The sequence below is a fragment of the Citrobacter sp. CK194 genome, from assembly GCF_030333395.1.
Lineage (GTDB): Bacteria > Pseudomonadota > Gammaproteobacteria > Enterobacterales > Enterobacteriaceae > Citrobacter_B > Citrobacter_B koseri.
Window position 1 is genome coordinate 76,071 of record NZ_JAOWGA010000019.1, and the last position, 26,808, is coordinate 102,878.

Annotated in this window: 23 protein-coding genes and 2 pseudogenes; 19 read left to right on the plus strand and 6 right to left on the minus strand. The window is 52.2% G+C overall.

Annotated elements, in window-relative coordinates:
- Window positions 1–13: 13 nt before the first annotated feature.
- From OGX80_RS16530 to OGX80_RS16585, 11 genes and pseudogenes are all read left to right on the plus strand, one after another.
- Window positions 14–634 (plus strand): YfgM family protein, encoded by a 621-nt coding sequence (locus OGX80_RS16530; protein ID WP_115181290.1) that lies wholly within the window; start codon window positions 14–16, stop codon window positions 632–634.
- Between the two features lie 10 nt (window positions 635–644).
- Entirely contained in the window at window positions 645–1,823 is a 1,179-nt protein-coding gene (bamB, locus tag OGX80_RS16535) for an outer membrane protein assembly factor BamB (protein ID WP_047462014.1), read from the plus strand.
- 118 nt (window positions 1,824–1,941) lie between these two features.
- Window positions 1,942–3,414: a ribosome biogenesis GTPase Der gene (der, locus tag OGX80_RS16540; protein ID WP_047462015.1), complete on the plus strand. Its 1,473-nt coding sequence runs from the start codon at window positions 1,942–1,944 to the stop codon at window positions 3,412–3,414.
- Between the two features lie 253 nt (window positions 3,415–3,667).
- Window positions 3,668–4,318: a hypothetical protein gene (locus tag OGX80_RS16550; protein ID WP_110493953.1), complete on the plus strand. Its 651-nt coding sequence runs from the start codon at window positions 3,668–3,670 to the stop codon at window positions 4,316–4,318.
- Window positions 4,319–4,490: 172 nt separating this feature from the next.
- Window positions 4,491–4,715, plus strand: a complete 225-nt coding sequence (locus tag OGX80_RS16555; RefSeq protein WP_110494890.1) for a helix-turn-helix transcriptional regulator — start codon at window positions 4,491–4,493, stop codon at window positions 4,713–4,715.
- On the plus strand, window positions 4,676–4,927 hold the full coding sequence (locus tag OGX80_RS16560; RefSeq protein WP_110493954.1) for a hypothetical protein: 252 nt from the start codon (window positions 4,676–4,678) through the stop codon (window positions 4,925–4,927). Before OGX80_RS16555 ends, OGX80_RS16560 begins: the two co-directional genes overlap by 40 nt.
- Window positions 4,928–5,335: 408 nt before the next feature.
- Complete coding sequence (locus OGX80_RS16565) at window positions 5,336–5,794, plus strand: STM2901 family protein (RefSeq protein ID WP_110494891.1); 459 nt, start codon at window positions 5,336–5,338, stop codon at window positions 5,792–5,794.
- Window positions 5,788–6,126: a DUF1493 family protein gene (locus OGX80_RS16570; protein ID WP_110493955.1), complete on the plus strand. Its 339-nt coding sequence runs from the start codon at window positions 5,788–5,790 to the stop codon at window positions 6,124–6,126. The genes OGX80_RS16565 and OGX80_RS16570 overlap by 7 nt, the downstream gene beginning before the upstream one ends.
- An 18-nt stretch (window positions 6,127–6,144) precedes the next feature.
- A pseudogene (locus OGX80_RS16575) lies at window positions 6,145–6,629 on the plus strand (Hcp family type VI secretion system effector).
- Window positions 6,630–7,082: 453 nt separating this feature from the next.
- On the plus strand, window positions 7,083–8,636 hold the full coding sequence (locus OGX80_RS16580; RefSeq protein ID WP_012131270.1) for a peptide MFS transporter: 1,554 nt from the start codon (window positions 7,083–7,085) through the stop codon (window positions 8,634–8,636).
- Window positions 8,637–8,766: 130 nt separating this feature from the next.
- On the plus strand, window positions 8,767–8,982 hold the full coding sequence (locus OGX80_RS16585) for a zinc ribbon domain-containing protein (RefSeq protein WP_115182314.1): 216 nt from the start codon (window positions 8,767–8,769) through the stop codon (window positions 8,980–8,982).
- Here the strand turns inward: OGX80_RS16585 and xseA are convergent.
- A complete protein-coding gene (xseA, locus tag OGX80_RS16590) occupies window positions 8,979–10,352 on the minus strand; it encodes an exodeoxyribonuclease VII large subunit (protein WP_110493956.1) in 1,374 nt (457 codons plus the stop codon). The genes OGX80_RS16585 and xseA overlap by 4 nt on opposite strands.
- Before the next feature lie 161 nt (window positions 10,353–10,513).
- Here xseA and guaB point away from each other — a divergent pair, with 161 nt between their 5' ends.
- Window positions 10,514–11,980, plus strand: a complete 1,467-nt coding sequence (guaB, locus tag OGX80_RS16595) for an IMP dehydrogenase (protein ID WP_012131273.1) — start codon at window positions 10,514–10,516, stop codon at window positions 11,978–11,980.
- Between the two features lie 68 nt (window positions 11,981–12,048).
- Complete coding sequence (gene guaA / locus OGX80_RS16600; RefSeq protein WP_058667885.1) at window positions 12,049–13,626, plus strand: glutamine-hydrolyzing GMP synthase; 1,578 nt, start codon at window positions 12,049–12,051, stop codon at window positions 13,624–13,626.
- A 150-nt stretch (window positions 13,627–13,776) separates the two neighbouring features.
- Here guaA and OGX80_RS16605 read toward each other — a convergent pair whose 3' ends face one another.
- Window positions 13,777–13,968, minus strand: coding sequence for a YfgG family protein (locus OGX80_RS16605; RefSeq protein ID WP_012131276.1), 192 nt, complete (start codon window positions 13,966–13,968; stop codon window positions 13,777–13,779).
- A gap of 119 nt (window positions 13,969–14,087) precedes the next feature.
- Here OGX80_RS16605 and OGX80_RS22440 point away from each other — a divergent pair.
- Together OGX80_RS22440 and OGX80_RS16610 are read left to right on the plus strand one after the other, a co-directional pair.
- A pseudogene (locus OGX80_RS22440) lies at window positions 14,088–14,156 on the plus strand (hypothetical protein); the annotation flags it as partial.
- A gap of 164 nt (window positions 14,157–14,320) precedes the next feature.
- The gene (locus tag OGX80_RS16610; RefSeq protein WP_115181293.1) at window positions 14,321–16,570 is read left to right on the plus strand and encodes a sensor domain-containing phosphodiesterase; all 2,250 of its coding nucleotides are present in this window, start codon (window positions 14,321–14,323) and stop codon (window positions 16,568–16,570) included.
- 7 nt (window positions 16,571–16,577) lie between these two features.
- Here the strand turns inward: OGX80_RS16610 and ppx are convergent, their stop codons facing one another.
- The 4 genes from ppx to purM form a co-directional block, all read right to left on the minus strand.
- On the minus strand, window positions 16,578–18,119 hold the full coding sequence (ppx, locus tag OGX80_RS16615) for an exopolyphosphatase (protein ID WP_012131279.1): 1,542 nt from the start codon (window positions 18,117–18,119) through the stop codon (window positions 16,578–16,580).
- A 4-nt stretch (window positions 18,120–18,123) separates the two neighbouring features.
- Window positions 18,124–20,190, minus strand: a complete 2,067-nt coding sequence (gene ppk1 / locus OGX80_RS16620) for a polyphosphate kinase 1 (protein ID WP_012131280.1) — start codon at window positions 20,188–20,190, stop codon at window positions 18,124–18,126.
- 230 nt (window positions 20,191–20,420) lie between these two features.
- Entirely contained in the window at window positions 20,421–21,056 is a 636-nt protein-coding gene (purN, locus tag OGX80_RS16625; protein ID WP_077956824.1) for a phosphoribosylglycinamide formyltransferase, read from the minus strand.
- Window positions 21,056–22,093: a phosphoribosylformylglycinamidine cyclo-ligase gene (gene purM / locus OGX80_RS16630; protein ID WP_024130122.1), complete on the minus strand. Its 1,038-nt coding sequence runs from the start codon at window positions 22,091–22,093 to the stop codon at window positions 21,056–21,058. Before purM ends, purN begins: the two co-directional genes overlap by 1 nt.
- A gap of 292 nt (window positions 22,094–22,385) precedes the next feature.
- Between purM and OGX80_RS16635 the strand changes: the two genes are divergently transcribed.
- The 4 genes from OGX80_RS16635 (at window position 22,386) to OGX80_RS16650 (ending at window position 26,800) form a co-directional block, all read left to right on the plus strand.
- A complete protein-coding gene (locus OGX80_RS16635; protein ID WP_012131285.1) occupies window positions 22,386–23,816 on the plus strand; it encodes a 6-phospho-beta-glucosidase in 1,431 nt (476 codons plus the stop codon).
- A 182-nt stretch (window positions 23,817–23,998) separates the two neighbouring features.
- Entirely contained in the window at window positions 23,999–24,625 is a 627-nt protein-coding gene (gene upp / locus OGX80_RS16640; protein ID WP_012131286.1) for a uracil phosphoribosyltransferase, read from the plus strand.
- An 87-nt stretch (window positions 24,626–24,712) separates the two neighbouring features.
- The gene (uraA, locus tag OGX80_RS16645; RefSeq protein ID WP_012131287.1) at window positions 24,713–26,002 is read left to right on the plus strand and encodes a uracil permease; all 1,290 of its coding nucleotides are present in this window, start codon (window positions 24,713–24,715) and stop codon (window positions 26,000–26,002) included.
- A gap of 96 nt (window positions 26,003–26,098) precedes the next feature.
- A complete protein-coding gene (locus OGX80_RS16650; protein WP_213164963.1) occupies window positions 26,099–26,800 on the plus strand; it encodes a DnaA inactivator Hda in 702 nt (233 codons plus the stop codon).
- The last annotated feature ends 8 nt before the right edge of the window (window positions 26,801–26,808 follow it).

The following is a 26,808-nucleotide window of genomic DNA, read 5'->3' on the forward strand; positions in this document are numbered from 1 at the left end:
GGAGAAGGACAGCGTGGAAATTTACGAGAACGAAAACGACCAGGTTGATGCGATTAAACGCTTCTTTGCTGAAAATGGCAAAGCGCTGGCTGTTGGGGTGATTTTAGGGGTTGGCGCGCTGCTCGGTTGGCGCTACTGGACCAGTCATCAGACGGAGTCCGCACGCTCTGCTTCTCTGGCATATCAAAATGCGGTGACCGCGGTGAGCGCGGGCAAACCGGATAGCATCTCCGCTGCGGAGAAATTCGCCACGGAGAATAAAAATGCCTACGGCGCGTTAGCTTCTATGGAACTGGCGCAGCAGTTTGTTGATCAAAATGAACTTGAGAAAGCCGCAGCCCAGCTACAGCAAGGACTGGCGGCCACCAGCGATGAGAACCTCAAAGCGGTGATTAATCTGCGTCTTGCCCGCGTTCAGGTGCAGCTCAAGCAGGCCGATACCGCGCTGAAAACGCTCGATACCGTAAAAGGTGAAGGATGGGCTGCGATTGTCGCCGATCTGCGTGGCGAAGCGTTGTTGAGAAAAGGCGATAAACAAGGCGCGCGTAGCGCATGGGAAGCAGGCGTGAAAAGCGATGCCAGCCCGGCGCTGAGTGAAATGATGCAGATGAAAATCAATAATTTGTCCATCTGAGAGGGACCCGATGCAATTGCGTAAATTACTTCTGCCAGGACTGCTTTCTGTTACGTTATTGAGCGGTTGTTCACTGTTTAGTGGCGAAGAAGATGTTGTCAAAATGTCCCCGTTGCCGACGGTGGAAAACCAGTTTACGCCGTCTACCGCATGGAGTACGTCTGTAGGTAGCGGTATCGGCGAGTTTTATTCCAACCTGCACCCGGCGTATGCCGATAACGTGGTCTACGCGGCTGACCGTAAAGGCACCGTAAAAGCGGTAAACGCGGATGACGGGAAAGAAGTCTGGTCCGTGAACCTGGCGGAGAAAGACGGCTGGTTCTCCAGAGCGCCTGCGTTGCTGTCTGGCGGCGTAACGGTCTCCGGCGGCCATGTCTATATTGGCAGCGAAAAAGCGCAGGTTTATGCGTTGAACGCGGCTGACGGTACGACGGCATGGCAGACGAAAGTCGCCGGTGAAGCGTTGTCTCGTCCGGTTGTCAGCGATGGCCTGGTGCTTATTCATACCAGCAACGGTCAGTTGCAGGCGCTGAATGAGGCGGACGGCGCGATCAAATGGACCGTGAACCTCGACATGCCGTCGCTTTCGCTGCGCGGAGAGTCCGCCCCGGCTACCGCGTATGGCGCCGCTATTGTGGGTGGTGATAACGGTCGCGTCAGCGCCGTGCTGATGCAGCAGGGCCAGATGATTTGGCAACAGCGTATTTCCCAGGCGACCGGTTCGACTGAAATCGACCGTCTGAGCGATGTCGATACCACGCCGGTTATCGTCAATGGCGTCGTTTACGCGCTGGCTTATAATGGTAACCTGACGGCGCTGGATCTGCGCAGTGGTCAGATTATGTGGAAACGTGAACTGGGCTCGGTGAATGATTTCATCGTTGACGGCGATCGTATCTACCTGGTGGATCAGAACGACCGTATTCTGGCATTGACCACCGACGGCGGTGTGACGCTGTGGACGCAAAGCGATCTGCTGCACCGCCTGCTGACATCGCCTGCGCTGTATAATGGCAATCTGGTGGTAGGCGATAGCGAAGGCTATATGCACTGGATTAACGTTGAGGATGGTCGTTTTGTGGCTCAGCAAAAAGTGGATAGCTCCGGCTTCCTGACCGAACCGGTCTCTGCCGATGGCAAACTGCTGATCCAGGCGAAAGACGGTACGCTGTACTCTATTACGCGTTAATCGTCACGGCCGCACGCTTTGAAAAACGGCTCCTGGTGCAGGGGCCGTTTTACTGTTTTTAACAACGGCGCAAAAATCGCGCGCGTTGTTTGATGATTTTTTAAATGAGGCTTTAAACATGGTACCTGTGGTCGCGCTTGTCGGGCGCCCTAACGTCGGAAAATCCACGTTATTTAACCGTCTAACTCGCACCCGAGATGCGCTGGTTGCGGATTTCCCGGGTCTGACTCGTGACCGTAAGTACGGTCGTGCGGAGATTGAAGGCCGCGAGTTTATCTGTATTGATACCGGCGGTATTGATGGCACCGAAGACGGTGTGGAAACCCGCATGGCGGAACAGTCGCTGCTGGCGATTGAAGAGGCTGATGTTGTGCTGTTCATGGTGGATGCGCGTGCTGGCCTGATGCCAGCGGATGAAGCGATCGCCAAACATCTGCGCTCCCGCGAAAAACCCACATTCCTTGTGGCAAACAAAACTGACGGGCTCGATCCCGATCAGGCGGTTGTCGACTTCTATGCGCTGGGTTTAGGTGAAATTCACCCGATTGCGGCTTCTCACGGTCGTGGCGTGCTCAGCCTGCTGGAGCATGTTCTGCTGCCGTGGATGGACGACGTCGCCCCGCAGGAAGAAGTGGATGAAGACGCCGAATACTGGGCGAAACTGGCAGCGGAAGAGAACGGGGAAGAGGAGCCGGAAGATGACTTCAACCCTCAGGATCTGCCAATCAAACTGGCGATTGTCGGTCGTCCGAACGTAGGTAAGTCCACACTGACTAACCGTATTCTGGGTGAAGACCGCGTAGTGGTCTATGACATGCCGGGAACGACGCGCGACAGTATCTATATTCCGATGGAACGCGACGAGCGTGAATACGTGCTGATTGATACCGCAGGCGTACGTAAGCGTGGGAAAGTCACCGATGCGGTAGAAAAATTCTCCGTCATTAAAACGTTGCAGGCGATTGAAGATGCCAACGTGGTGATGCTGGTTATTGATGCGCGCGAAGGGATTTCCGATCAGGATCTGTCGCTGCTGGGCTTTATCCTTAATAGTGGGCGCTCACTTGTCATCGTCGTGAACAAATGGGACGGCCTGACCCAGGAAGTGAAAGAGCAGGTGAAAGAGACGCTGGACTTCCGTCTGGGCTTTATCGACTTTGCGCGCGTACACTTTATCTCTGCGCTGCATGGCAGCGGCGTGGGCAACCTGTTTGAGTCCGTACGTGAAGCGTATGACAGTTCAACCCGTCGCGTCAGCACCGCCATGCTGACCCGCATCATGACTATGGCGGTTGAAGATCACCAGCCACCGCTGGTTCGCGGTCGCCGCGTGAAGCTTAAATATGCCCACGCCGGGGGATATAACCCGCCAATCGTGGTGATTCACGGCAACCAGGTGAAAGACCTGCCGGACTCTTACAAGCGCTATCTGATGAACTACTTCCGCAAATCGCTGGACGTGATGGGAACGCCTATCCGTATTCAGTTTAAAGAAGGGGAAAACCCGTATGCGAATAAGCGCAATACGCTGACCCCGACCCAGATGCGTAAGCGTAAACGTCTGATTAAGCACATTAAGAAAAGCAAATGACGATTTACTGAAAATCATCTGCTGTCAAAAAATCCTGAAGCCCGCATTGCGTCGGGCTTTTTTCATATCAAGAGCTATCATAAAGAATCAACAAAGTGCATGATTAGCGTGTACACAAGGGTGTAACCGGCATGAGTATTTCAACGAGCGCAAGGCGGCGCTGACTCAGTGGGCTGATTTGCTGGTAGCGTTGGAACGAGGTGAAACATATAACGTAATGCCTTTGCGTTTGGCTGAATAAAGGGATGAAAGTATGTGTGCATTCGTGAGCAAAAAAACAGGGGAAAAAACGAATCATCCAGTTGTCAATTACGTAAATAATGTGAATAAAAGAATAGCTGATGAAGCCGTGAAGTTCTCCCAAAGCGCAGATTTTTACATAATGGAAACAGCATCAGGTTCGCGGGGATTTGTTACAACAAATGAAAAGAGAACTGTTCTTGAAGAGTTAAATAAAGGCTTTAGGTTTTATCTTCGAGATGAAATATCAAAACCAGAAGTAATTGATTTGATAAATGAATTTTCTGGTGTTGAGCATGGATCATTTGGCGATATTTTTAAATTAGAAGAAAGCAATGATTTAGTTCTTTCGGCTTGCATTATGCATTTCATGGGGCTTGATTCCGTTGCTGATAATCTGTTAAAAGTTGCTTTCTACAATGAAAACATGAAATTAGGACAGTTACACTTTGTTTATCATTCTGGCAAGGTTGTTGAGCGACTGAAGCAGCGAAAAAATTCATCACAACCACGGAATCCCAATTATGCAAAAGCCATCAGAATACTTAAAGACACTTGGGAGAAGTATCCGGCGGCAAGTAAAAACGAAATGCTCTCGAAACTACATCAATACTTCAACGGCTCGGTGAGTAAAGACTCAATCAAACGTTGGATAAAAAAATAAAAATTACAACCGCCTAAACCAGATAAGTACACGGCATTTTCATTAGTGATCAATTCCGACTAATACAAATAATGGTGCATAGCTGGATATGCACCCTATCGCCTTGAGGCAAATCAGTCTTCAATTTATTCCGTTACAAGTCATCAACCACCAGCAAGAGGTAACGGGGCATATGAAAAACCAACCCTCCACACAGTCTGCAATTCCTACAACCGGCTACATCCGCCGCTATCGTTTGGCTGAAATGCTGGGTATGAGCCTTTCTACTCTGGATCGCAAGGTACGTGACGGCACTTTGCCGAAGCCAACAAAGCTAGGTGAGAAAATCACAGCATTCGATGCTGTGGCGATCAATCAGTGGCTGTCGCCGCAGCTGATGAACTGGGCTATGAGGTAGCGCTTCTGGAGGATGAAGGTATTTATCTTGATACGCAGGATGCTGAATTTTATTTTCAGCGTTATGACCTGAAAGAGAATGCGGCGCTGCTGTTGTTGACCCTGAGGCGCGAACTGTTTTACACCTCCACGGATTACCCTGATGAAATGGCGGACTGGAATCCGGAGGGGATTAAGGCTCTTTCACTCTGGCGCGAAAAGGTGCACAGGTGATATGTGTCAACGTCGCCCGGTGGCAAAGTGTAAACCGTTCCTGAGATACGAAACGCGCAGGTTGACACTTTTCACTTTCCTACGAAAAAGCGTCAACCCGGCCACAGCCCCTGTGATTGCAGGCCCCGAATTAATTTATCCCCGTTAACGCTGCTATAAAACCCCGGATTTTCCGCAAAAGTGTCAACCGGCCTCCTAAGATTTCCTAAGGTTAAATGCGAGTTTTCCCGGAAAGTGTCAACCTATCCCAATCCGGAAAAATCCGCGCTGGTGGTATGTATGTCCTGCTGGCAAAAGGTGGTGTGTGCTCCTGAATGCGCTTGGTGCTTGATGTAAATCAATCTGTTGCTCTGGAATGGCTTAATATTGGCCGTTATGATTGCCCTTTGCACAAAAAAGGAATTGGCTGTGGATACGGTTGAGGAATTAAACGGAACATACTTCTACGCTGGAAAGTCGAATCTTACCGCCTCTGAACTATTTTTTATGGTGTTTATTTTCAACACTGCTGACCAGTTCGGCATTAAAGACATTGCCGCAATTTATGCACTGTACGCAGGTATGAATGACCAAGATACTCGGACTAAGCCAGAAACGGCACTGAAAGGAACTTCCAGACTTTCAAAAGGCGTGAGGAAAGTATTCGGAAATAGAATGTTCCCGTTCGGGTTGAAAATGCCGACATGGATCGGTGGTTATACTCCGTGGACTGTAAAACGCAGAATGGTGCGGAAGGTTGGTACATGGGTAGGCCGTACTATTCCATTGGTTGGCGAGGTTGTTCTTTTGGCTGATGTTTCACAGATTACCTACAATTCGATCCGCGAATACAACACCATAGCGAGAGGCAATGATAAGTTATGGTAATCGGCGAAGACGACATTGAACAGCGTGTACTACACATGTTTTCTGTTCGTTCAGGTGCTTACATGTTCAGGAAAAAGAAATACGACACGTACACGGCAGAGTCAAACATTCATTTTGATGTGCAGCTTGATCAGGATGATGTTGAAGAGTTAGTTGAAGATTTTGCAAAAGAATTTGGCGTAGACATGTCTGATTTCCATCTTGAAACCTACTACCCTGAAGTGAAATTTTCATGGAACCCATTCAAGAAGCCTAATCCTATAGATGTTCCTGATTTCACGATAGACATGTTTATTAAATCGGCTAAAGCCGGGAAATGGTTGTACGAATAATTGCAAGGAGCTTTATAAATGGCAGTACCAGTACACTTGTTTTTGACCGACGATGGCGGTGCAATGATCCGTGGATCTTCCGATGTACAAGACCGTGAAGGAGGTGTTGAGCTTCGAGGGTTACACCATATTTAACTATCCCTACCGACCCAATGACAGGGAAGGTGACGGGAACACGCCAGCATTCACCTTTCCAGTTTACCAAAGAGCTTGATAGCACATCGCCGTATCTGTTTAAGGCGGCAGCGACCGGTCAGACGCTCAAATCAGCCGAATTCAAGTTTTATCACATTAACCACGCCGGACAAGAGGCGGAGTATTACCGGATTACTCTGGAAAATGTGAAAGTTATTTCGGTCAGTCCAGCTATGCATGATACGCGAGGCTGTCCGGGAACCGGCCATATGGAAGAAGTGGCCCTGAACTATGAAAAAATTACCCATCTGTATAAAGATGGTAATTTACTGGCTCATGATGCCTGGAATGAACGCCCTACCGCGTAGCGTTTGGAATTGATTAAAAATAGAGCGAATTAAGTAAGCACTTTGTTTTTTTAATGTACACACGGGTGTACACAATTAGATATGTTTATTAAAAAACTCTTTTATAACAATCGATAACTGGCTTATTTGCCATTCACATTAAAAAGCAAATAATCGTCGCTGACGTTGATAAAACCCGCGCCTGTCGCGGGTTTTTTTGTTTTGTTCCATCTGATGGTTTCCCTGTGTGATGTCAATGACTATTCGTTTTCTTCCAACTTTAAATCTAAGAAAGTAGACAATTGTCGAATTTTCATCTTAAAGTCCAGGGGTTGGTACTAGACAAAACTGGCTCCAGGTTATCAAATGGTTAAATAACCCTTCGCCGCATGTAAAAAAATCGGCCAGATACGTAACTGGTCGGCGTGCATTGCGGTGTTTATAAGCACAACGACATACCTTTTCGGGAGAATTATGCAATCCTCTGTTAATCAAAAAGAAAGCCGAACGTTCTTCGGCCATCCTTATCCGCTCGGTTCGCTGTTCTTCACCGAGATGTGGGAACGTTTCTCGTTTTACGGCATCCGTCCGTTACTGATCCTGTTTATGGCTGCGACCGTCTATGACGGGGGCATGGGACTGGCGCGTGAAAACGCCTCCGCGATTGTTGGTATCTTTGCCGGTACGATGTATCTCGCGGCGTTGCCTGGCGGCTGGCTGGCGGATAACTGGCTCGGCCAGCAGAAAGCGGTCTGGTACGGCTCGATTCTGATTGCGCTCGGCCACCTGTCGATTGCGCTCTCTGCCGTGATGGGCGACAACCTGTTCTTTATCGGCCTGATGTTTATCGTGCTCGGTTCTGGCCTGTTCAAGACCTGTATCTCGGTCATGGTAGGGACGCTGTATAAAAAAGGCGATGCGCGTCGTGACGGCGGTTTCTCGCTGTTCTATATGGGCATCAATATGGGGTCGTTCATTGCGCCGCTGATCTCCGGCTGGCTGATTAAAAGCCACGGCTGGCACTGGGGCTTTGGTATCGGCGGCATCGGGATGCTGGTGGCGTTGATCATTTTCCGCGTGTTTGCCGTTCCGGCAATGAAACGCTACGACAGCGAAGTGGGGCTGGACTCCACCTGGAACAGCCCGGTAGTGAAGAGAAACGGCGTGGGCGCATGGCTGCTGGCGCTGGCAGTAGGCGTGGTGGTTATCGTTGCGCTGATCGCTCAGGGCGTGATTGTGATTAACCCGGTCGCGGTAGCCAGCATGCTGGTGTACGTGATTGCGGCGTCTGTTGCGCTCTACTTTATCTACCTGTTTGTTTTTGCGGGCCTGAACCGTAAAGAGCGTGCACGACTGCTGGTATGCTTTATCCTGCTGGTTTCAGCCGCATTCTTCTGGTCTGCGTTTGAGCAAAAGCCGACCTCATTCAACCTGTTCGCCAACGACTACACTAACCGCATGATCGGCGATTTTGAGATTCCGGCCGTATGGTTCCAGTCGATCAACGCTCTGTTTATCATCCTGCTGGCGCCGGTGTTCAGCTGGGCATGGCCAAAGCTGGCGAGCATGAACATTCGCCCGAGCAGCATCACCAAGTTTGTTATCGGTATTCTGTGTGCGGCGGCGGGCTTTGGCCTGATGATGCTGGCGGCGCAGAACGTGCTGAATAACGGCGGGGCGGGCGTATCGCCGTTCTGGCTGGTAGGCAGCATTCTGATGCTGACGCTGGGCGAGCTGTGCCTGAGCCCGATTGGTCTGGCGACCATGACGCTGCTGGCGCCGGAAAGAATGCGCGGTCAGATGATGGGACTGTGGTTCTGTGCGAGCGCGCTGGGTAACCTGGCTGCGGGCCTGATTGGCGGCCATGTGAAGGCCGATCAGCTCGATATGCTGCCGGACCTCTTCGCGCGTTGCTCCGTCGCCCTGCTGATTTGCGCTGCGGTGCTGATCGTGCTTATTGTTCCGGTTCGTCGTATGCTGGAAAATACACAGACTAAAAATGAGCAGAAGCCGGTCACTAACGCCTGATGCAACATCCGACCTGGCCGGGGCGTGAGTGACGCCCCGGCAGTTCAACGAACGAGACGGGAACAGGCGTTCAGGGATTTATTGGTCATGGGCTTTGATGCTCAGCTCGCAACATATCAAAGGAGTTACCGTGTCGATTACCTGCCCGGATTGCCATACAGAACTGGAACCGCAAAACGGTGCGGCGCACTGCGACAGTTGCAATAAAGATATTGAACTTGAAGCGCGCTGCCCGGATTGCCATAAGCCGCTCCAGGTGTTAAAAGCCTGCGGCGCGGTGGATTATTTCTGCCAGAATGGTCATGGGCTGATCTCTAAAAAGCGCGTGGAGTTTGTGCCGCTTTAATCCGTCTTTTTCCTGCGCGTTTTCTTCGCGGTCGTCACGCCTTTCACTTCGCTTTCCACCCAGCCGTCTGACAGCCGGGTGGTGAGCACATCACCGGCTTTCACCTGTCTGGTTTGCTTCAGCACCTTGCCGTCCGTCGCCGTGGTTACGCTATAACCGCGCGCCAGCGTGGAGAGCGGGCTGACGGCTTCAAGATGCGTTACCGCATTGCCAAAGCGTTCGCGTGTGGCGCTCAGACGTGCGCGCACGTTCTCGGCCAGACGATACTCCAACTGCTGAATACGCGTTTGCGCGCGATAAATTCGCGGCTGCGGGTTTTGCTGGTTTAAACGCTGGAGGACACGTTGCTGGCGCGAGGCCGCGCGCTTGAGTTGATTATCCAGCGCGAAGTTCATCCGCTGGCGCAATCTTTCCAGCATCGTCTGCTGGCGCGCCAGGCGCAGTTGCGGGTGTTGCTGCTGTAACCGATGGAAAAGCTGCGTAAAACGGCGGTTGCGGTTTGCCAGATAGTAATCCATCGCCATCCCGAGGCGTTGTTGCGCGGACTGAATCTGGCGCAGCAACTCCTGCTGATTACGGCTGACTATCTCGGCGGCTGCGGAAGGCGTCGGCGCGCGCAGGTCGGCAACAAAATCGGCGATGGTAACGTCGGTTTCATGGCCGACGGCGCTAACGACCGGAATGCGGCTGGCGAAAATCGCCCGCGCGACGCGTTCATCGTTAAAACTCCACAGATCTTCCAGTGAACCGCCGCCGCGCCCGACGATCAGCACGTCGCATTCATTTCGGGCGTTAGCCCGTTCAATGGCGTGAACAATCTGGCCCGGTGCGTCATCACCCTGAACAGCGGTCGGGTAGATGATAACCGGCAGGGAGGGATCGCGGCGTTTCAGGACATGAAGAATGTCATGTAAAGCGGCACCGGTTTTTGAGGTGATCACCCCGACGCAGTGAGCGGGCGAGGGGAGTGGTTGTTTATACTGCTGATCGAACAGCCCTTCAGCCTGCAATTTTGCTTTCAGTAATTCATACTTCTGCTGGAGCAGGCCTTCACCCGCAGGCTGCATGCTTTCAACGATGATCTGATAGTCGCCGCGCGGCTCATACAGGGTGATATTGGCGCGAACCAGCACCTGTTGTCCGTGTTGCGGGCGAAAAGTGACGCGGCGGTTGCTGTTACGGAACATCGCGCAGCGTACCTGGGCGGTGTCATCCTTTAGCGTAAAGTACCAGTGACCGGAGGCGGGCTGCGTGAAATTAGAGATTTCACCGCTGATCCATACTTGCCCCATTTCCTGCTCAAGCAGCAGACGAACCGTCTGATTAAGGCGGCTTACGGTAAAGATTGAGGAGGTCTGAGAGGATAACATGTGAGCGGGATCAAATTCTAAATCAGCAAGTTATTCAGTCGATAGTAACCCGCCCACAGGGGATCGCAAGCATTATTTGCAAAAAAGTGTGGATGCAATCGGTTTCGCTCTGTATAATGCCACGGCAATATTTATCCACCCCCAGGTTAGAGATATTGCCCATGCTACGTATTGCTAAAGAAGCTCTGACGTTTGACGACGTCCTCCTCGTTCCCGCTCACTCCACCGTTCTGCCGAATACTGCCGACCTCAGCACGCAGTTGACGAAAACCATTCGTCTGAACATCCCTATGCTCTCCGCAGCAATGGATACCGTGACGGAAGCGCGCCTTGCAATCGCCCTGGCACAGGAAGGCGGCATTGGTTTTATCCACAAAAACATGTCTATCGAGCGTCAGGCGGAAGAAGTTCGCCGCGTGAAGAAACATGAATCCGGCGTGGTCACCGACCCGCAAACCGTTCTGCCAACCACCACGCTGCGTGAAGTGAAAGAACTGACCGAACGTAACGGTTTTGCTGGCTATCCGGTTGTCACCGAAGATAACGAGCTGGTCGGTATCATTACCGGTCGTGACGTGCGTTTTGTCACCGACCTGAGCCAGCCTGTCAGCGTGTATATGACGCCGAAAGAGCGCCTGGTCACGGTGCGCGAAGGTGAAGCGCGTGAAGTGGTTTTTGCCAAAATGCACGAAAAACGCGTTGAGAAAGCGCTGGTTGTGGATGACAGCTTCCATCTGATCGGCATGATCACCGTAAAAGATTTCCAGAAAGCGGAACGTAAACCGAACGCCTGTAAAGATGAGCAGGGTCGTCTGCGCGTTGGCGCGGCAGTCGGCGCGGGTGCGGGCAACGAAGAGCGCGTTGACGCGCTGGTTGCCGCTGGCGTTGACGTACTGCTGATCGACTCCTCTCACGGCCACTCCGAAGGCGTTCTACAACGCATTCGTGAAACCCGCGCCAAATACCCGGATCTGCAAATCATCGGCGGCAACGTAGCAACCGGCGCAGGCGCGCGCGCGCTGGCAGACGCTGGCGTCAGCGCGGTGAAAGTGGGTATCGGTCCTGGCTCTATCTGTACGACCCGTATCGTCACAGGCGTAGGCGTTCCACAAATTACTGCTGTCTCTGATGCAGTAGAAGCACTCGAAGGCCTGGGCATTCCGGTTATCGCCGATGGCGGTATTCGTTTCTCCGGCGATATCGCCAAAGCGATCGCCGCAGGCGCAAGCGCGGTAATGGTCGGTTCCATGCTGGCGGGTACTGAAGAATCCCCGGGCGAAATCGAACTGTACCAGGGCCGTTCTTACAAATCCTACCGTGGTATGGGTTCTCTGGGCGCGATGTCCAAAGGCTCCTCTGACCGTTACTTCCAGAGCGATAACGCGGCAGACAAACTGGTGCCGGAAGGTATCGAAGGCCGCGTAGCGTATAAAGGCCGCCTGAAAGAGATCATTCACCAGCAGATGGGCGGCCTGCGCTCCTGTATGGGTCTGACCGGCTGTGGTACTATCGACGCGCTGCGTACCAAAGCGGAGTTTGTACGCATCAGCGGTGCGGGTATTCAGGAAAGCCACGTTCATGACGTGACCATCACCAAAGAGTCCCCGAACTACCGTCTGGGCTCCTGATTTTCTTCGCCCGACCTCGTGTCGGGCGATTTATTTAATCTGTTTCACTTGCCTCGGAATTAGCGTCAATGACGGAAAATATTCATAAACATCGCATTCTCATCCTGGATTTTGGTTCTCAGTACACTCAGCTGGTTGCGCGTCGCGTGCGTGAACTCGGCGTTTACTGCGAACTGTGGGCGTGGGATGTTACGGAAGCACAAATTCGCGAATTCAACCCAAGCGGTATTATTCTTTCCGGCGGCCCGGAAAGCACCACTGAAGAAAACAGCCCGCGCGCGCCGGAGTATGTGTTTGAAGCTGGCGTGCCGGTATTCGGCGTGTGCTACGGCATGCAGACGATGGCGATGCAACTGGGCGGCCATGTTGAAGCATCCAATGAACGTGAATTCGGTTACGCGCAGGTGGAAGTGAGAACCGACAGCGCGCTGATTCGCGGCATTGAAGACTCCCTGACCGCAGACGGTAAGCCGCTGCTGGACGTGTGGATGAGCCACGGCGATAAAGTTACCGCTATCCCGTCTGACTTTGTCACCGTTGCCAGCACCGAAACCTGCCCGTTCGCCATTATGGCTAACGAGGAAAAACGTTTTTACGGCGTGCAGTTCCACCCGGAAGTCACGCACACCCGTCAGGGTATGCGCATGCTGGAACGCTTTGTGCGTGATATCTGCCAGTGTGAAGCGCTGTGGACTCCGGCGAAGATCATCGACGATGCGGTAAATCGCATCCGTGAACAGGTTGGCGACGACAAAGTGATCCTCGGCCTGTCTGGCGGCGTTGACTCTTCCGTTACCGCGATGCTGCTGCATCGCGCCATCGGTAAAAACCTGACCTGCGTATTTGTTGATAACGGCCTGCTGCGTCTGAACGAAGCCGAGCAGGTAATGGACATGTTCGGCGATCATTTTGGCCTCAACATTGTTCACGTTCCGGCGGAAGAACGTTTCCTGACCGCGCTGAAAGGCGAAAACGATCCTGAAGCGAAACGTAAGATCATCGGTCGCGTATTCGTTGAAGTCTTCGATGAAGAAGCGTTCAGACTGGAAGACGTGAAATGGCTGGCGCAGGGCACTATCTATCCTGACGTTATCGAGTCCGCCGCTTCCGCCACCGGTAAAGCACACGTCATCAAATCTCACCACAATGTGGGCGGCCTGCCGAAAGAGATGAAGATGGGTCTGGTTGAGCCGCTGAAAGAGCTGTTCAAAGACGAAGTGCGCAAGATTGGTCTGGAACTGGGCCTGCCGTACGACATGCTGTACCGTCATCCGTTCCCGGGGCCGGGTCTGGGCGTTCGCGTACTGGGCGAAGTGAAGAAAGAGTACTGCGACCTGCTGCGTCGTGCGGATGCTATCTTCATCGAAGAGTTGCACAAAGCGGATCTGTACAACAAAGTGAGCCAGGCGTTCACCGTGTTCCTGCCGGTTCGCTCCGTTGGCGTAATGGGCGATGGCCGTAAATACGACTGGGTTGTCTCCCTGCGTGCGGTAGAAACCATCGACTTTATGACCGCGCACTGGGCGCACCTGCCGTATGATTTCCTCGGCCGCGTCTCTAACCGCATCATCAACGAAGTCAACGGCATCTCCCGCGTGGTGTATGACATCAGCGGTAAGCCGCCAGCAACGATTGAGTGGGAATAACCTCCCGCTTCATGACCACTGCGTTGTAATGAATAAAGACCCTCTGCCTGTGCAGGGGGTTTTTCTTTACCAGACTGAGGCACAGCGCTACCTGTCCGGCGAATGCATATGCAATCCAGAAAACAGTATGTTTATGTGAGCAGGAAAAGTTTAGCGTTGAGCAGGCGTCTCGACTGAGAGAGTGGACTGTTGAGCTTCTTTTTTATCCTGATGATGATGCCAGGCACCGATAGAAGAGTAGACGAAGCGTCCGAAGAAGAAGAGAAAACTGATAAACAGTACGATACGGGTCATTCGACTGTTAAATCGATGTCGTTTTCGCATACTGGTTGCCTGACTCACAAAAGGTTCCTTAGGGTATGCCCAGCATAGTGGGCGATGTGTACATTAAGGCACATTGTAAAGGAATGGTCAATTGTCGATTATGTAAAAATACGTCAGTTGATTTATCTCTTATTGTTATGGAAGATAATTTTAGTATTTACATTAATAATAAATTAATGATAACGAAGCAGAAAAAACGTAATTATTAGTTAATGAGAAGGAAATTGATTGATATATATCAAATGTTGCTTCCCGTTGATAACTAGAATCAAGACACATATTGTGACGTTGTTTTTATTATTATTTTAAAGTCAGGTGGGATGCCTGTCTGAAGCACCTTGCAGGAAGCGAGGGTTTTTGCTGAGCATCTATGAAACTAAATCAGACCTATATCAAAATCAGAGATAAATGGTGGGTGCTGCCTCTCATTTTACCCTCTTTGCTGTTGCCCATATTAAGCATTGCCAATACCTACGCACATACCAATACGGGTTCCGGTAATGTCACGCTTTTTTACCTTCCTCTGGCATTCACTATCAGCCTGATGTCATTTTTTGACTGGGCGGCATTACCGGGCATTGCGGTCGCAATCTTCTGGAATCGTTATCCGATAGTGGGATTGTATGAGACGCTCTCCATTATCGGACATTTCATTATCCCGGTCGTGCTCTGCTGGGGCGGGTATCGCGTGTTTACTCCCCGGCGTAATCAGGTGTCTCATGGCGATGCTCACCTGATGTTTCAGCGGATGTTCTGGCAGGTGTTTTGCCCGGCGACGTTATTTCTGGTGCTTTTTCAATTTGCCGCCTTCCTGGGAATGTATGCGAGCAAATCAAGCATGATGGGCGTAATGCCTTTTAATATCAATACATTGATTAACTATCAGGCTTTGCTGGTGGGAAATCTTATCGGCGTTCCGCTGTGTTATTTTATTATTCGCACTGTCCGCAATCCTCTGTACCTGCGTGGATATTATGCGCAACTGAAACAACAGTTTGATAAGAAAGTCACAAAGAAAGAGGTTGTTATCTGGTTACTCGTGCTGACATTGCTCATGACAATGCTTTGCATGCCATTGAATGAAAATAGTTCAATATTTAGCACTAACTATACCTTGTCATTATTATTGCCGGTAATGCTATGGGGAGCGATGCGCTACGGTTATCGATTTATTTCGCTGATATGGTCGGCTGTTCTCATTACCGCAATTCATTATTACCAGAGCTACATGCCTTATTATTCCGGGTATGACACACAACTCACTATTACGTCTTCAAGCTACCTGGTTTTCTCTTTTATTGTGAGCTATATGGCGGTGCTGGCGACGCGCCAGAGAATCGTCAGCGGTCGGGCGCGTCGGCTCGCGTATCTTGATCCCGTCGTGCATCTGCCTAACCTGCGGGCGCTAAATCGCGCGCTGAAAAATTCGCCCTGGTCAGCACTCTGTTTTTTACGCGTGCCCGGCCTGGAATTACTGGGGAAGAACTATGGCGTTATGCTGAGAATTCAGTACAAGCAAAAGCTCTCCCACTGGATAAACACCTTGCTGGCGCCCGGTGAATGCGTGTATCAGCTGTCGGGGCATGATTTGATTCTGCGTCTGAATATGGAGTCGCATCAACAGCGCATTGAAGCGCTGGACAACCATATCAAGCAATTCCGTTTCATGTGGGATGATATGCCGCTCCAGCCGCAGGTTGGGGTCAGCTACTGCTATGTGCGCTCTCCGGTCAGCCATATCTATCTGTTATTAGGCGAATTAAGTACCATCGCCGATCTTTCTCTGATGACCAACAAACCGGAGAATATGCAGCGGCGTGGCGCAATGCATTTGCAGCGGGACCTGAAAGATAAAGTGGCGATGATGAACCGCTTGCAGTATGCGCTGGAGCACGATCATTTTTGCCTGATGGCGCAGCCGATTTCGGGCATTCGCGGCGATGTTTACCATGAAATTTTGCTGCGACTGAAAGACGATAATGGCGGCATGATCAATCCCGATGGTTTTCTACCCGTTGCTCACGAATTTGGCCTGTCGTCCAGCATCGATCTGTGGGTGATTGAAAATACCCTACGCTTTATGGCGCAGAACCGGGATAAGCTGCCAGCCCACCGTTTTGCCATCAATCTGTCACCAACGTCGGTATGCCGCGCCCAGTTTCCGATTGATGTCAGTAACCTGCTGAGCCAGTACGAAGTTGAAGCGTGGCAACTGATCTTTGAAGTGACCGAAAGCAATGCGTTCACCAATGCCGAACAGGGTCAGGCAACGTTGTCACAGTTGCAACAGTTAGGTTGCCAGATAGCGATTGATGATTTTGGAACCGGTTATGCCAGTTATGCGCGGCTGAAAAATGTGAGCGCGAATATTCTCAAGATCGATGGCAGCTTTATTCGCAATATCGTCTCTAACAGTCTCGATTACCAGATTGTGGCGTCCATTTGTCATCTGGCGCGAATGAAGAATATGCAAGTGGTGGCGGAATATGTGGAAAGCGAAGAAATTCGTAGTGCGGTGAGCGCGTTGGGGATCGATTACCTTCAGGGCTATTTGCTTGGCGAACCCAGGCCGCTGGCGGCGACGCTGGAAGAGGTACAGGCACCATTGTCTGGTGCCTGAGGCGAAATTACGCCGCGATAGTGGGCGAACTCTCTTCTTCGATTTTGAGACGCCAGCCTGTGACCGCTTCCCAGTATTGCTGCTCTTTTTCCAGATCGAGCAGGACAAGCGCGTTTTGGCTAAACCAGTCATGCGGGAAGCGCAACGTCCAGTGATTGTCGTCAGTTTTAAGCCGTAGCGTTGGCGGCGTTGTGGTGGCCTGGCGCTGATTATTCAGCAGAACGCCCAGGCGCAATAGCTGAATCAACGGCAGGAATTGTTTTTTCTTGAACAACGTAAAGCGGGGCAAGTCATCCAGCTTAACGGCTTTACGATGATAACGGACTAATGTCGCCATCATCAGTTGCTGTTCCTGGTTAAAACCCGGCAAATCGCTGTTTTGCAGAATATAGGCAGAGTGGCGGTGCAGGCCGCTGTGGTTGATGTTCAGCCCCACCTCATGCAGCATTGCAGCCCACTTCAGTAACGCTTCCAGCTGCGGATGCGCCAGCTTTGGCTGTTGCGTCTGCCACTGTTCATACATCTGCATGGTTGTTTCCAGCACGCGCCGGGCCTGATCGCTGTCGATGTTATACTGATTCGCCAGGCTTTTGGCCGTACGGCTGCGCACATCCTGATGACGGAAGCGGCCTTCCATTTCGTACAGCACGCCTTCGCGCAGCGCCCCGTCGGAAAGGCGGAGTTCGCGGATCGCCAGCGCATCAAAAACGCCGCACAGAATGGCCAGACCCGGTACAAAGACCGCTTTTCGCTCTTCAGACAGACCCGGCAGGCTCAGTGCTTCAAAGGAGCGGTGCCTGAGCACTTCAGCCATCAGTTTATCCAGTCGTTCTGGCGTAATGAAGCCGTCCTTCTCACCCATTTCCAGCAGCACTTCATGGGCGGCTTTGATGGTGCCAGACGCGCCCAGCGCGACGTTCCAGCCCTGAATGCGGAACTGCCAGGTTAACGTCTCCAGTTTTTGCGCAGCGGCCATTCGGGCGCGCTGGAAATTTTCCGGGCTAATGGCGCCGCCAGGAAAATAGATTTGTGCGAAACTGACGCACCCCATGCGACGGCTTTCGACCAGTTTTGGCTCGAAGTTTTCGCCGATGACTAACTCCGTCGAACCCCCGCCGATATCGATCACCAGCTTGCGGCCTTTTTCCGGCTGCGTATGCTCCACGCCCATAAAAATCAGGCGGGCTTCTTCGTTACCGGAAATGATTTCGATCGGGTAGGGGATGACCTTCTCCGCGCGCTTCAGAAAATCGGTGGCGTTCAGCGCCTGGCGCAGGGTATGGGTGCCTACGATACACACGCTTGACGGGGAGAATCCCTGTAGGCGTTCGGCGAATAACGATAAGCAGCTTAACCCGCGTTCTATCGCTTCTTCACTTAACATATTGTCTTCGCCGAGACCATCCGCCAGATGTACGCGCTGTTTCAGCCGACCGATGATCTGCATGGCGCCATCCACCACGCGGGCAATGACCATATGAAAACTGTTCGAACCGAGGTCGACCGCCGCGAACTCCTGCGGCCGGGGTGTCTTGTCATGTATTGGCATAGCGTTAGTCAGGTTGCTCGAGTGATTTGATGTAGTCGTAAATCGCCAGTTGCGACTGCACCTTGCGACGATTTCCGCGCGGCACGTAGCGATTACTCAGTTCTTTATCTATGTAGCGGGCTTTTACCGTGTCGCTAAACAGGATGTCAATAATATCCAGCACGCGTTGCTTAAGACACGGGTCGAGCAGCGGCGCAGCAACTTCGATACGGTAATCGATATTTCTCGTCATCCAGTCAGCGGAGGAAAGATACACCTGCTTGTCGCCGCCGTTGGTAAAAATATAAACCCGGTCATGTTCGAGATAACGATCCACGATACTGATCACGCGGATATTGTCGCTAATGCCTTCCAGATTTGGAATCAGCGAACACATCCCACGAACCAGCAGATTGACCGGCACACCCGAGCTGGATGCAGCGTACAGACGGTCGACCAGCCCCTTGTCCACCAGGTTATTCAGCTTCAGCGTAATGCCGGAGGGGAGACCTTGCTGGGCGTTGGCGATTTCTTTATCGATCATCTCGTACAGCAAGCGTCGTGAGTTCTGCGGAGAGACCAGCAAATAGTCGAACGTCACCGGGCGGTAAGGGTTCTCGATAAAGTTGAACACGCGACGGACTTCGTTCGTGATACGCGCATCGGCGGTCAGTAAGGAATAGTCGGTGTACAGGCGTGCCGTTTTTTCGTTGAAGTTCCCTGTGCCGATGTGCGCATAACGCACTACCTCATCGCCTTCTTTACGCGAGATGAGGAACAGTTTGGCGTGAATTTTCAGGCCTGGCGCCGAGAAGATCACATGTACGCCTGCTTCGGTCAGCCGCTTCGCCCAGTGGATATTCGCCTCTTCATCGAATCGCGCCTGCAATTCTACCACTACGGTGACTTTCTTGCCGTTATGGGCGGCGTGAATCATCGAGTCGATGATGCGTGAATCCTTCGCCACACGATAGATGTTGATTTTGATCGCCAGCACGCTGGGGTCAAAGGAGGCCTGGCGCAGCAATTCCAGCACATGTTCGAAAGTGTGGTACGGATAATAGAGCAGAACGTCGCGTTCGCGAATGGCGTCGAACCCGTTGCGGAACTTCTCTTTATCGAACCAGAGATGGCGCAATCGCGGCAGCGGCTTGTTCACCAGATTGGCTTTGCCCACGTTGGGGAAGCTAATGAAGTCTTTGAAGTTGTGATACCGGCCGCCGGGTACGATGGAGTCGTAGCGGGAGATGGTCAGCTTTTCACGCAGCACTTCCACCAGCGCGTTTGGCATATCGCGCTGATAAACAAAACGCACCGGCTCGGCGGTCAGGCGTTGTTTCAGGCTGGAGGACATCAGCTCCATCAGGCTCGATTCCATCTCGTGCACCAAATCGTATTCGGCATCACGGGTCATCTTCATTGAGTAGGCATTCAGCGCGTCGTAGTCAAAGAAGCCTTTGAAGATGTCGTCCAGGCAGTAGCGCAAAATGTTATCCAGCAGGATCATCGGCTTACGGCGACGCGGCGCTTCCGGCGGCAGATTCACAAAACGCGGCACTTTGTCGGATGGAATTTCCAGCAGCGCGTAGCGGATAGCATCGCCACGAATAATCTCTACGGCCAGATAGGTGTAATCATCTTTCAGAAACTGAACTAAATCCGTCTCGCGATTGATCAGAATTGGCGTGATGTGTTGGCGTAAGTAGTGTTTAAAATAATGCCGCAGCCAGCTTTGCTGGTTGGCCGACAGTTGGCGTTCGTTGATTAAGAAGATCTGATTACGCGCCATTTCCAGCAGCAATTCGTTGTACAGGCTGTCGAATTCCTGGTCGGCTTTTAGTACCCGGGACTGGATCTTACCTAGCAGATGGCGAGAATGAGAATTAGAACCCTGTTCTTCGCTGATTATGATGCGACGTTTCAGTTCGGCGAAACGAACTTTATAGAACTCGTCAAGGTTATTGGAATAGATGCCCAGGAAGCGCATGCGTTCAATAAGCGGATTTGATTTATCCGCAGCTTCCTGGAGCACGCGTTCGTTGAACGCTAACCAACTTAGCTCTTTCTCGATGTATAGTTTTTCCTGACCCATTACAACTCACACTCCGTTTTATTCACGGGACACTGCCTGATTATTATGGCGAGCATTGCGCTCAGATGTCCAACTGTGCCAGAAAAATATGACAATAAACCGTCAGATAAGCAAAGAGATGAGGGGAATTCCTGAGGCGTAGGCCGGATAAAGCGTTGACGCGCCACCCGGCATTGAAACGTTGGATTGCCTGATGGCGCTTCGCTTACCCGTCCTGCGAGGGAATGTTATTACTCGGCGGCATAGCCTTGCGGCGGCAGGCGATTGCCATCCAGCCAGGCGGCGTTATCACGCATTTCCAGACGGCCATCCACAAACCAACTGACGACCAGCGGATAGATAGCGTGTTCCTGCGTCTGAACGCGGGCCGTAATTTCATCTTCGCTGTCGCCTTCAAAGACCGGAATCTTCGCTTGCAGAATAACCGGGCCGCCGTCGAGTTCATCGGTAACAAAATGGACAGAGGTTCCGTGTTCTTCATCGCCGTTTTCCAGCGCCTGACGGTGCGTATGCAACCCCGGGTATTTTGGCAGCAGGGAAGGGTGAATATTGAGTAGACGCCCCTCATAGTGGGCGACGAACGCGGGGCTCAGGATGCGCATATAGCCCGCCAGCACCACGAGATCGGGGGCGTAAGCGTCTATTTCACGCATCAGTTCGCGGTCAAACGCTTCACGGCTGGCGAATTGATCGGCCGTTAACGCATGTGCCGGAATTCCGGCCTCACGCGCGCGTTCAAGGCCGAACGCGTCGGCCTTGTTACTGAATACTGCCCGAAGGGTGCCTTTGATTTTTTTCTCTTTGCAGGCATCGATAATCGCCTGCAAATTGCTTCCGTTGCCGGAAATAAGCACCACAAGATTCATCATTGAATAACCACGCGCTGTTCGGAATCAGAGGCTTTAATGATACCGATTTTCCAGGCGTTTTCACCTTTTGCTTTCAGCAGGGCGAGGGCGTTATCCACTTCCGCTTCCGGCAGGGCGATCACCATCCCGACGCCGCAGTTGAAGGTGCGATACATTTCATGCTGGCTGACGTTGCCCGCGGTTTGCAGCCAGTTGAAGACGGCTGGCCATTGCCAGGAAGATTCGTCAATCACCGCCTGGGTGTTGTCCGGCAATACGCGAGGAATATTTTCCCAGAAACCGCCGCCGGTCAGGTGGGCGATGGCGTGCACATCGACTTTTTCAATCAGTTCCAGAATGGACTTCACATAAATGCGGGTTGGCGCCAGCAGGTGATCGGCTAACGGTTTGCCTTCCAGCTCGGTGTTTTCCGGGTCGCAGCCGCTGACTTCAACGATCTTGCGCACCAGAGAATAGCCGTTGGAGTGCGGGCCGCTGGAACCAAGGGCAATCAACACATCGCCATCGGCCACTTTGGAACCGTCGATAATTTCTGATTTTTCCACCACGCCGACGCAGAAACCGGCGACATCGTAATCTTCGCCATGATACATCCCTGGCATTTCAGCGGTTTCGCCGCCGACCAGCGCGCAGCCTGATTGCAGACAACCTTCGGCAATACCGTTGATCACGCTGGCGGCGGTATCGACGTCCAGCTTGCCGGTCGCGTAGTAATCCAGGAAGAACAGCGGCTCCGCGCCCTGAACGACCAGATCGTTGACGCACATCGCCACCAGGTCGATCCCGATGGTGTCGTGGCGTTTCAGATCCATCGCCAGACGCAGTTTTGTCCCTACGCCGTCAGTGCCGGAAACCAGTACAGGCTCACGATATTTTTGCGGCAATGCGCACAGCGCGCCGAAGCCACCCAAACCACCCATGACTTCCGGGCGGCGAGTTTTCTTCACTACGCCTTTGATTCGATCAACCAGAGCATTACCAGCGTCAATATCAACACCGGCATCTTTATAGCTAAGAGAGGTTTTGTCGGTCACTGCTTAGGTCCCCACGCGTTACTTGCGGTGAAAATTAAATTCGGCGCAATTCTAACAGGGAAAGCAAACGTTTGCGAGCCTGCTCTGCATCCGTTTTTATCTGCCGAATTTTTCAGCGTTTTACCGTTGTGTACCCATTTGTTTGAACTGCTCCACGAAAATGAAACCGGGTTCATTACCGTGCTTGAAACCTGCGCCAGTTATGCACAGTATCGTACTGAAACCGGTTTCTGTTTTGCTTCGGGTTGTCAGCGTAGCGGCGTTAACATTGCAATTACAATGAGGGAAACGTATGTCTGGATTTAAAGCGAATTTCATGTGGGGCGGCGCCGTTGCTGCTCACCAGTTAGAAGGCGGCTGGCAGGAAGGCGGAAAGGGGATTAGCGTGGCGGATGTGATGACCGCCGGTGCGCATGGCGTTCCGCGGGAAATTACCGACGGCGTGATCGCCGGGAAAAATTACCCCAACCATGAGGCTATCGATTTCTATCATCGCTACAAAGACGATATTAAGCTCTTTGCCGAGATGGGCTTTAAATGTTTTCGCACCTCTATCGCCTGGACGCGCATTTTCCCGCAGGGGGATGAATTACAGCCGAATGAAGCGGGTTTGCAGTTTTATGACGCCCTGTTTGATGAATGCCTGAAGTACGGTATTGAGCCGGTGATTACGCTGTCGCATTTTGAAATGCCTTACCATCTGGTCACGGAATATGGCGGCTGGCGTAACCGTAAGCTGATCGATTTCTTCGTGCGCTTCGCGAAAGTGGTATTTACCCGCTATCAGCACAAAGTGAAATACTGGATGACCTTCAATGAGATCAACAACCAGGCCAATTATCACGAAGATTTCGCGCCGTTCACCAACTCGGGGCTGAAATACCTGCCGGGCGAAGATCGTGAACCGGTGATGTATCAGGCGGCGCACTATGAGCTGGTCGCCAGCGCGCTGGCGGTGAAAGCGGCGCGGGAGATCAACCCGGCATTGCAGGTTGGCTGCATGATCGCCATGTGTCCGATCTATCCGCTGACCTGCGCGCCGGACGATATGATGATGGCGATGAACGCGATGCACCGTCGCTACTGGTTTACGGATGTGCATGTGCGCGGGAAATATCCGCAGCATATCCTCAACTACTTTGCGCGTCGGGGCTTTGCGCTGGATATCACCGATGAAGATCGCGCGGCGCTGTTACAGGGCTGTGTGGACTATATCGGTTTCAGCTATTACATGTCTTTTGCCACGAAAGCGACCGCAGATAACCCACAGCTCGATTACGACGAAACGAAAAGTCTGGTCTCCAATCCGTATGTGCAGAAGTCGGACTGGGGCTGGCAGATCGATCCTGTGGGGTTACGCTACTCGCTCAACTGGTTCTGGGATCACTACCAGCTACCGCTGTTTATTGTCGAGAACGGCTTTGGGGCGATAGATATTCAGCAGGCAGATGGTTCCGTTGACGATCGGTATCGTATCGACTATCTCGCAGCGCACATTCGTGAAATGAAAAAAGCCGTTGTGGAAGATGGCGTTGATTTGATGGGTTACACCCCGTGGGGCTGCATTGATTTGGTGTCGGCGGGGACGGGCGAGATGAAAAAACGTTATGGCTTTATCTATGTCGATAAAAATAATGACGGCAGCGGGACGTTAGCGCGCCATCCGAAGAAATCTTTTGCCTGGTATCAAAATGTGATTAAAAACAACGGAGAAAATATTTAAGATTCAATGCGTTGTTATTCAGCCCCGCCATCTGTGCGGGGCGTGTTTTATACTCATTCTCCAGACGTATGTCACTTTGGTTGATCCATGTCAAGCATACGTTGTGTTGCGCCAGAGAGGAAAAGCGGTATAATCCGGCGATTTTTTTGTGGTTGCCACTCGTCTGAGGAAAGGAGAAGAGTATGAAGATCGTGGAAGTCAAACACCCACTCGTCAAACACAAGCTGGGTCTGATGCGTGAAAACGACATTAGCACCAAACGCTTTCGTGAACTCGCCTCGGAAGTAGGCAGCCTGCTGACCTATGAAGCGACCGCAGACCTGGAAACCGAAACGGTAACCATCGACGGCTGGAATGGCCCGGTTGAAATCGAACAAATCAAAGGTAAAAAAATCACCGTGGTTCCTATCCTGCGTGCCGGTCTGGGCATGATGGAAGGCGTCCTGGAGCATGTGCCGAGCGCGCGTATCAGCGTGGTGGGCATCTACCGTAACGAAGAAACGCTGGAGCCCGTTCCGTACTTCCAGAAACTGGTATCCAACATCGATGAGCGTATGGCGCTGGTGGTTGACCCGATGCTGGCAACCGGCGGTTCAATGATTGCGACGATCGATCTGCTGAAAAACGCAGGCTGCCACAGCATTAAAGTGCTGGTGCTGGTTGCTGCGCCGGAAGGTATTGCGGCGCTGGAGAAAGCGCACCCGGATGTTGAGCTGTACACCGCATCGATTGATAAGGGACTTAACGAGCACGGATACATTATTCCGGGCCTCGGCGATGCCGGCGATAAGATCTTTGGTACGAAGTAAGTGAATGAATAATAAAGAGCCGACTTTAAGAGTCGGCTTTTTTTTGAATAAAACACCCATAACATACAACACTCAGAGGAAAACACTATGACGCGCCGTGCTATCGGGGTAAGTGAAAGACCGCCGCTTTTACAGACAATCCCGCTTAGTTTGCAGCATTTGTTCGCCATGTTTGGCGCAACCGTGCTGGTGCCAGTCCTGTTTCATATCAACCCGGCTACCGTTCTGCTGTTTAACGGCATCGGTACGTTGCTGTATCTCTTTATTTGTAAAGGTAAAATTCCTGCATATTTAGGGTCGAGCTTTGCCTTTATTTCGCCGGTTCTGCTGCTGTTGCCGCTGGGGTATGAAGTGGCGCTGGGTGGTTTTATCATGTGCGGCGTGCTGTTCTGTCTGGTCTCTTTTATCGTGAAGAAAGCCGGAACCGGCTGGCTGGACGTGATGTTCCCGCCTGCGGCGATGGGCGCAATCGTTGCCGTTATCGGTCTGGAACTGGCGGGCGTGGCTGCGGGAATGGCCGGGTTACTGCCTGCTGAAGGGCAATCCCCGGATACCAAAACCATTACCATCTCCCTTGTGACCCTGGCGGTGACGGTCTTTGGCTCCGTGCTGTTCCGGGGTTTCCTGGCCATTATCCCGATCCTGATCGGCGTGCTGGCAGGCTATGCGCTGTCATTTGCAATGGGAGTGGTGGATACCGCGCCGATTGCCGAAGCACACTGGTTCGCGCTGCCGACGTTCTATACGCCGCGCTTTGAATGGTTTGCCATTCTGACAATCCTGCCAGCGGCGCTGGTGGTGATTGCCGAACACGTAGGCCACCTGGTCGTGACGGCGAACATCGTTAAAAAGGATCTGGTTCGTGACCCTGGCCTGCATCGTTCGATGTTTGCCAACGGGTTATCAACGATGATTTCCGGGTTCTTCGGTTCTACGCCGAACACCACCTACGGTGAAAACATCGGTGTTATGGCGATCACCCGCGTGTACAGCACCTGGGTTATCGGTGGCGCGGCGATTTTTGCCATTCTGCTCTCCTGCGTGGGTAAACTGGCCGCTGCGATTCAGATAATCCCGCTGCCGGTAATGGGCGGCGTATCGCTGCTGCTGTACGGCGTGATCGGGGCATCCGGTATTCGCGTATTGATTGAATCAAAAGTCGATTACAACAAAGCGCAGAACCTGATCCTGACCTCGGTGATTTTGATCATCGGCGTCAGCGGCGCGAAAGTGCATATTGGCGCGGCTGAACTGAAAGGAATGGCGCTGGCGACCATTGTTGGGATCGGCCTGAGCCTGATCTTCAAACTGATCAGCGTCCTGCGCCCGGAAGAAGTGGTGCTGGATGCGAAAGACGCGGATACGCCGCAGCAATAATCCTGAAACCGGGCAGTGCTTGCTGCCCGGTTCTATCGTGATGGAATTCTGTGGTAAACTCATCGCGATTTTATGGAATCCTGGATTGAGGTATCTCTGAACACTCCGGCACAGCTCTCTCTGCCACTTTATCTTCCTGACGACGAAACTTTCGCAAGTTTCTGGCCGGGGGATAACGCCTCTTTACTGGCTGCACTGCAAAACGTGCTGCGTCAGGAACATAGCGGATATATTTATCTCTGGTCGCGTGAAGGCGCGGGCCGTAGCCATCTGCTGCACGCGGCGTGTGCTGAACTGTCGCAACGCGGCGACGCGGTAGGCTATGTGCCGCTGGATAAGCGCACCTGGTTTGTACCGGAAGTGCTTGACGGCATGGAACATTTGTCGCTGGTGTGTATTGACAATATTGAATGTGTCGCCGGAGATGAACTGTGGGAAATGGCGATCTTTGATCTCTATAACCGCATCCTTGAGTCGGGAAAAACGCGCCTGCTGATCACCGGCGATCGCCCTCCACGTCAGCTAAAGCTGGGATTACCCGATCTGGCTTCTCGTCTGGACTGGGGGCAAATCTACAAGCTGCAACCTCTCTCTGATGAAGACAAACTCCAGGCGTTACAACTGCGCGCCAGACTGCGTGGGTTTGAACTGCCGGAAGATGTCGGGCGTTTTCTGTTGAAGCGGCTGGATCGCGAGATGCGTACGCTATTTATTACGCTGGATCAGCTCGATCACGCCTCAATCACCGCACAGCGTAAACTCACCATTCCGTTCGTTAAAGAGATTCTGACGCTGTAACGCTGCCG

Coding starts and splice junctions, on each gene's coding strand:
- bamB (WP_047462014.1), top strand. CDS start 645: ATGCAATTGCGTAAATTACTTCTGCCAGGACTGCTTTCTGTTACGTTA.
- der (WP_047462015.1), top strand. CDS start 1,942: ATGGTACCTGTGGTCGCGCTTGTCGGGCGCCCTAACGTCGGAAAATCC.
- OGX80_RS16550 (WP_110493953.1), top strand. CDS start 3,668: ATGTGTGCATTCGTGAGCAAAAAAACAGGGGAAAAAACGAATCATCCA.
- OGX80_RS16555 (WP_110494890.1), top strand. CDS start 4,491: ATGAAAAACCAACCCTCCACACAGTCTGCAATTCCTACAACCGGCTAC.
- OGX80_RS16570 (WP_110493955.1), top strand. CDS start 5,788: ATGGTAATCGGCGAAGACGACATTGAACAGCGTGTACTACACATGTTT.
- OGX80_RS16580 (WP_012131270.1), top strand. CDS start 7,083: ATGCAATCCTCTGTTAATCAAAAAGAAAGCCGAACGTTCTTCGGCCAT.
- xseA (WP_110493956.1), bottom strand. CDS start 10,352: ATGTTATCCTCTCAGACCTCCTCAATCTTTACCGTAAGCCGCCTTAAT.
- guaB (WP_012131273.1), top strand. CDS start 10,514: ATGCTACGTATTGCTAAAGAAGCTCTGACGTTTGACGACGTCCTCCTC.
- guaA (WP_058667885.1), top strand. CDS start 12,049: ATGACGGAAAATATTCATAAACATCGCATTCTCATCCTGGATTTTGGT.
- OGX80_RS16610 (WP_115181293.1), top strand. CDS start 14,321: ATGAAACTAAATCAGACCTATATCAAAATCAGAGATAAATGGTGGGTG.
- ppx (WP_012131279.1), bottom strand. CDS start 18,119: ATGCCAATACATGACAAGACACCCCGGCCGCAGGAGTTCGCGGCGGTC.
- ppk1 (WP_012131280.1), bottom strand. CDS start 20,190: ATGGGTCAGGAAAAACTATACATCGAGAAAGAGCTAAGTTGGTTAGCG.
- purN (WP_077956824.1), bottom strand. CDS start 21,056: ATGAATCTTGTGGTGCTTATTTCCGGCAACGGAAGCAATTTGCAGGCG.
- OGX80_RS16635 (WP_012131285.1), top strand. CDS start 22,386: ATGTCTGGATTTAAAGCGAATTTCATGTGGGGCGGCGCCGTTGCTGCT.
- upp (WP_012131286.1), top strand. CDS start 23,999: ATGAAGATCGTGGAAGTCAAACACCCACTCGTCAAACACAAGCTGGGT.
- uraA (WP_012131287.1), top strand. CDS start 24,713: ATGACGCGCCGTGCTATCGGGGTAAGTGAAAGACCGCCGCTTTTACAG.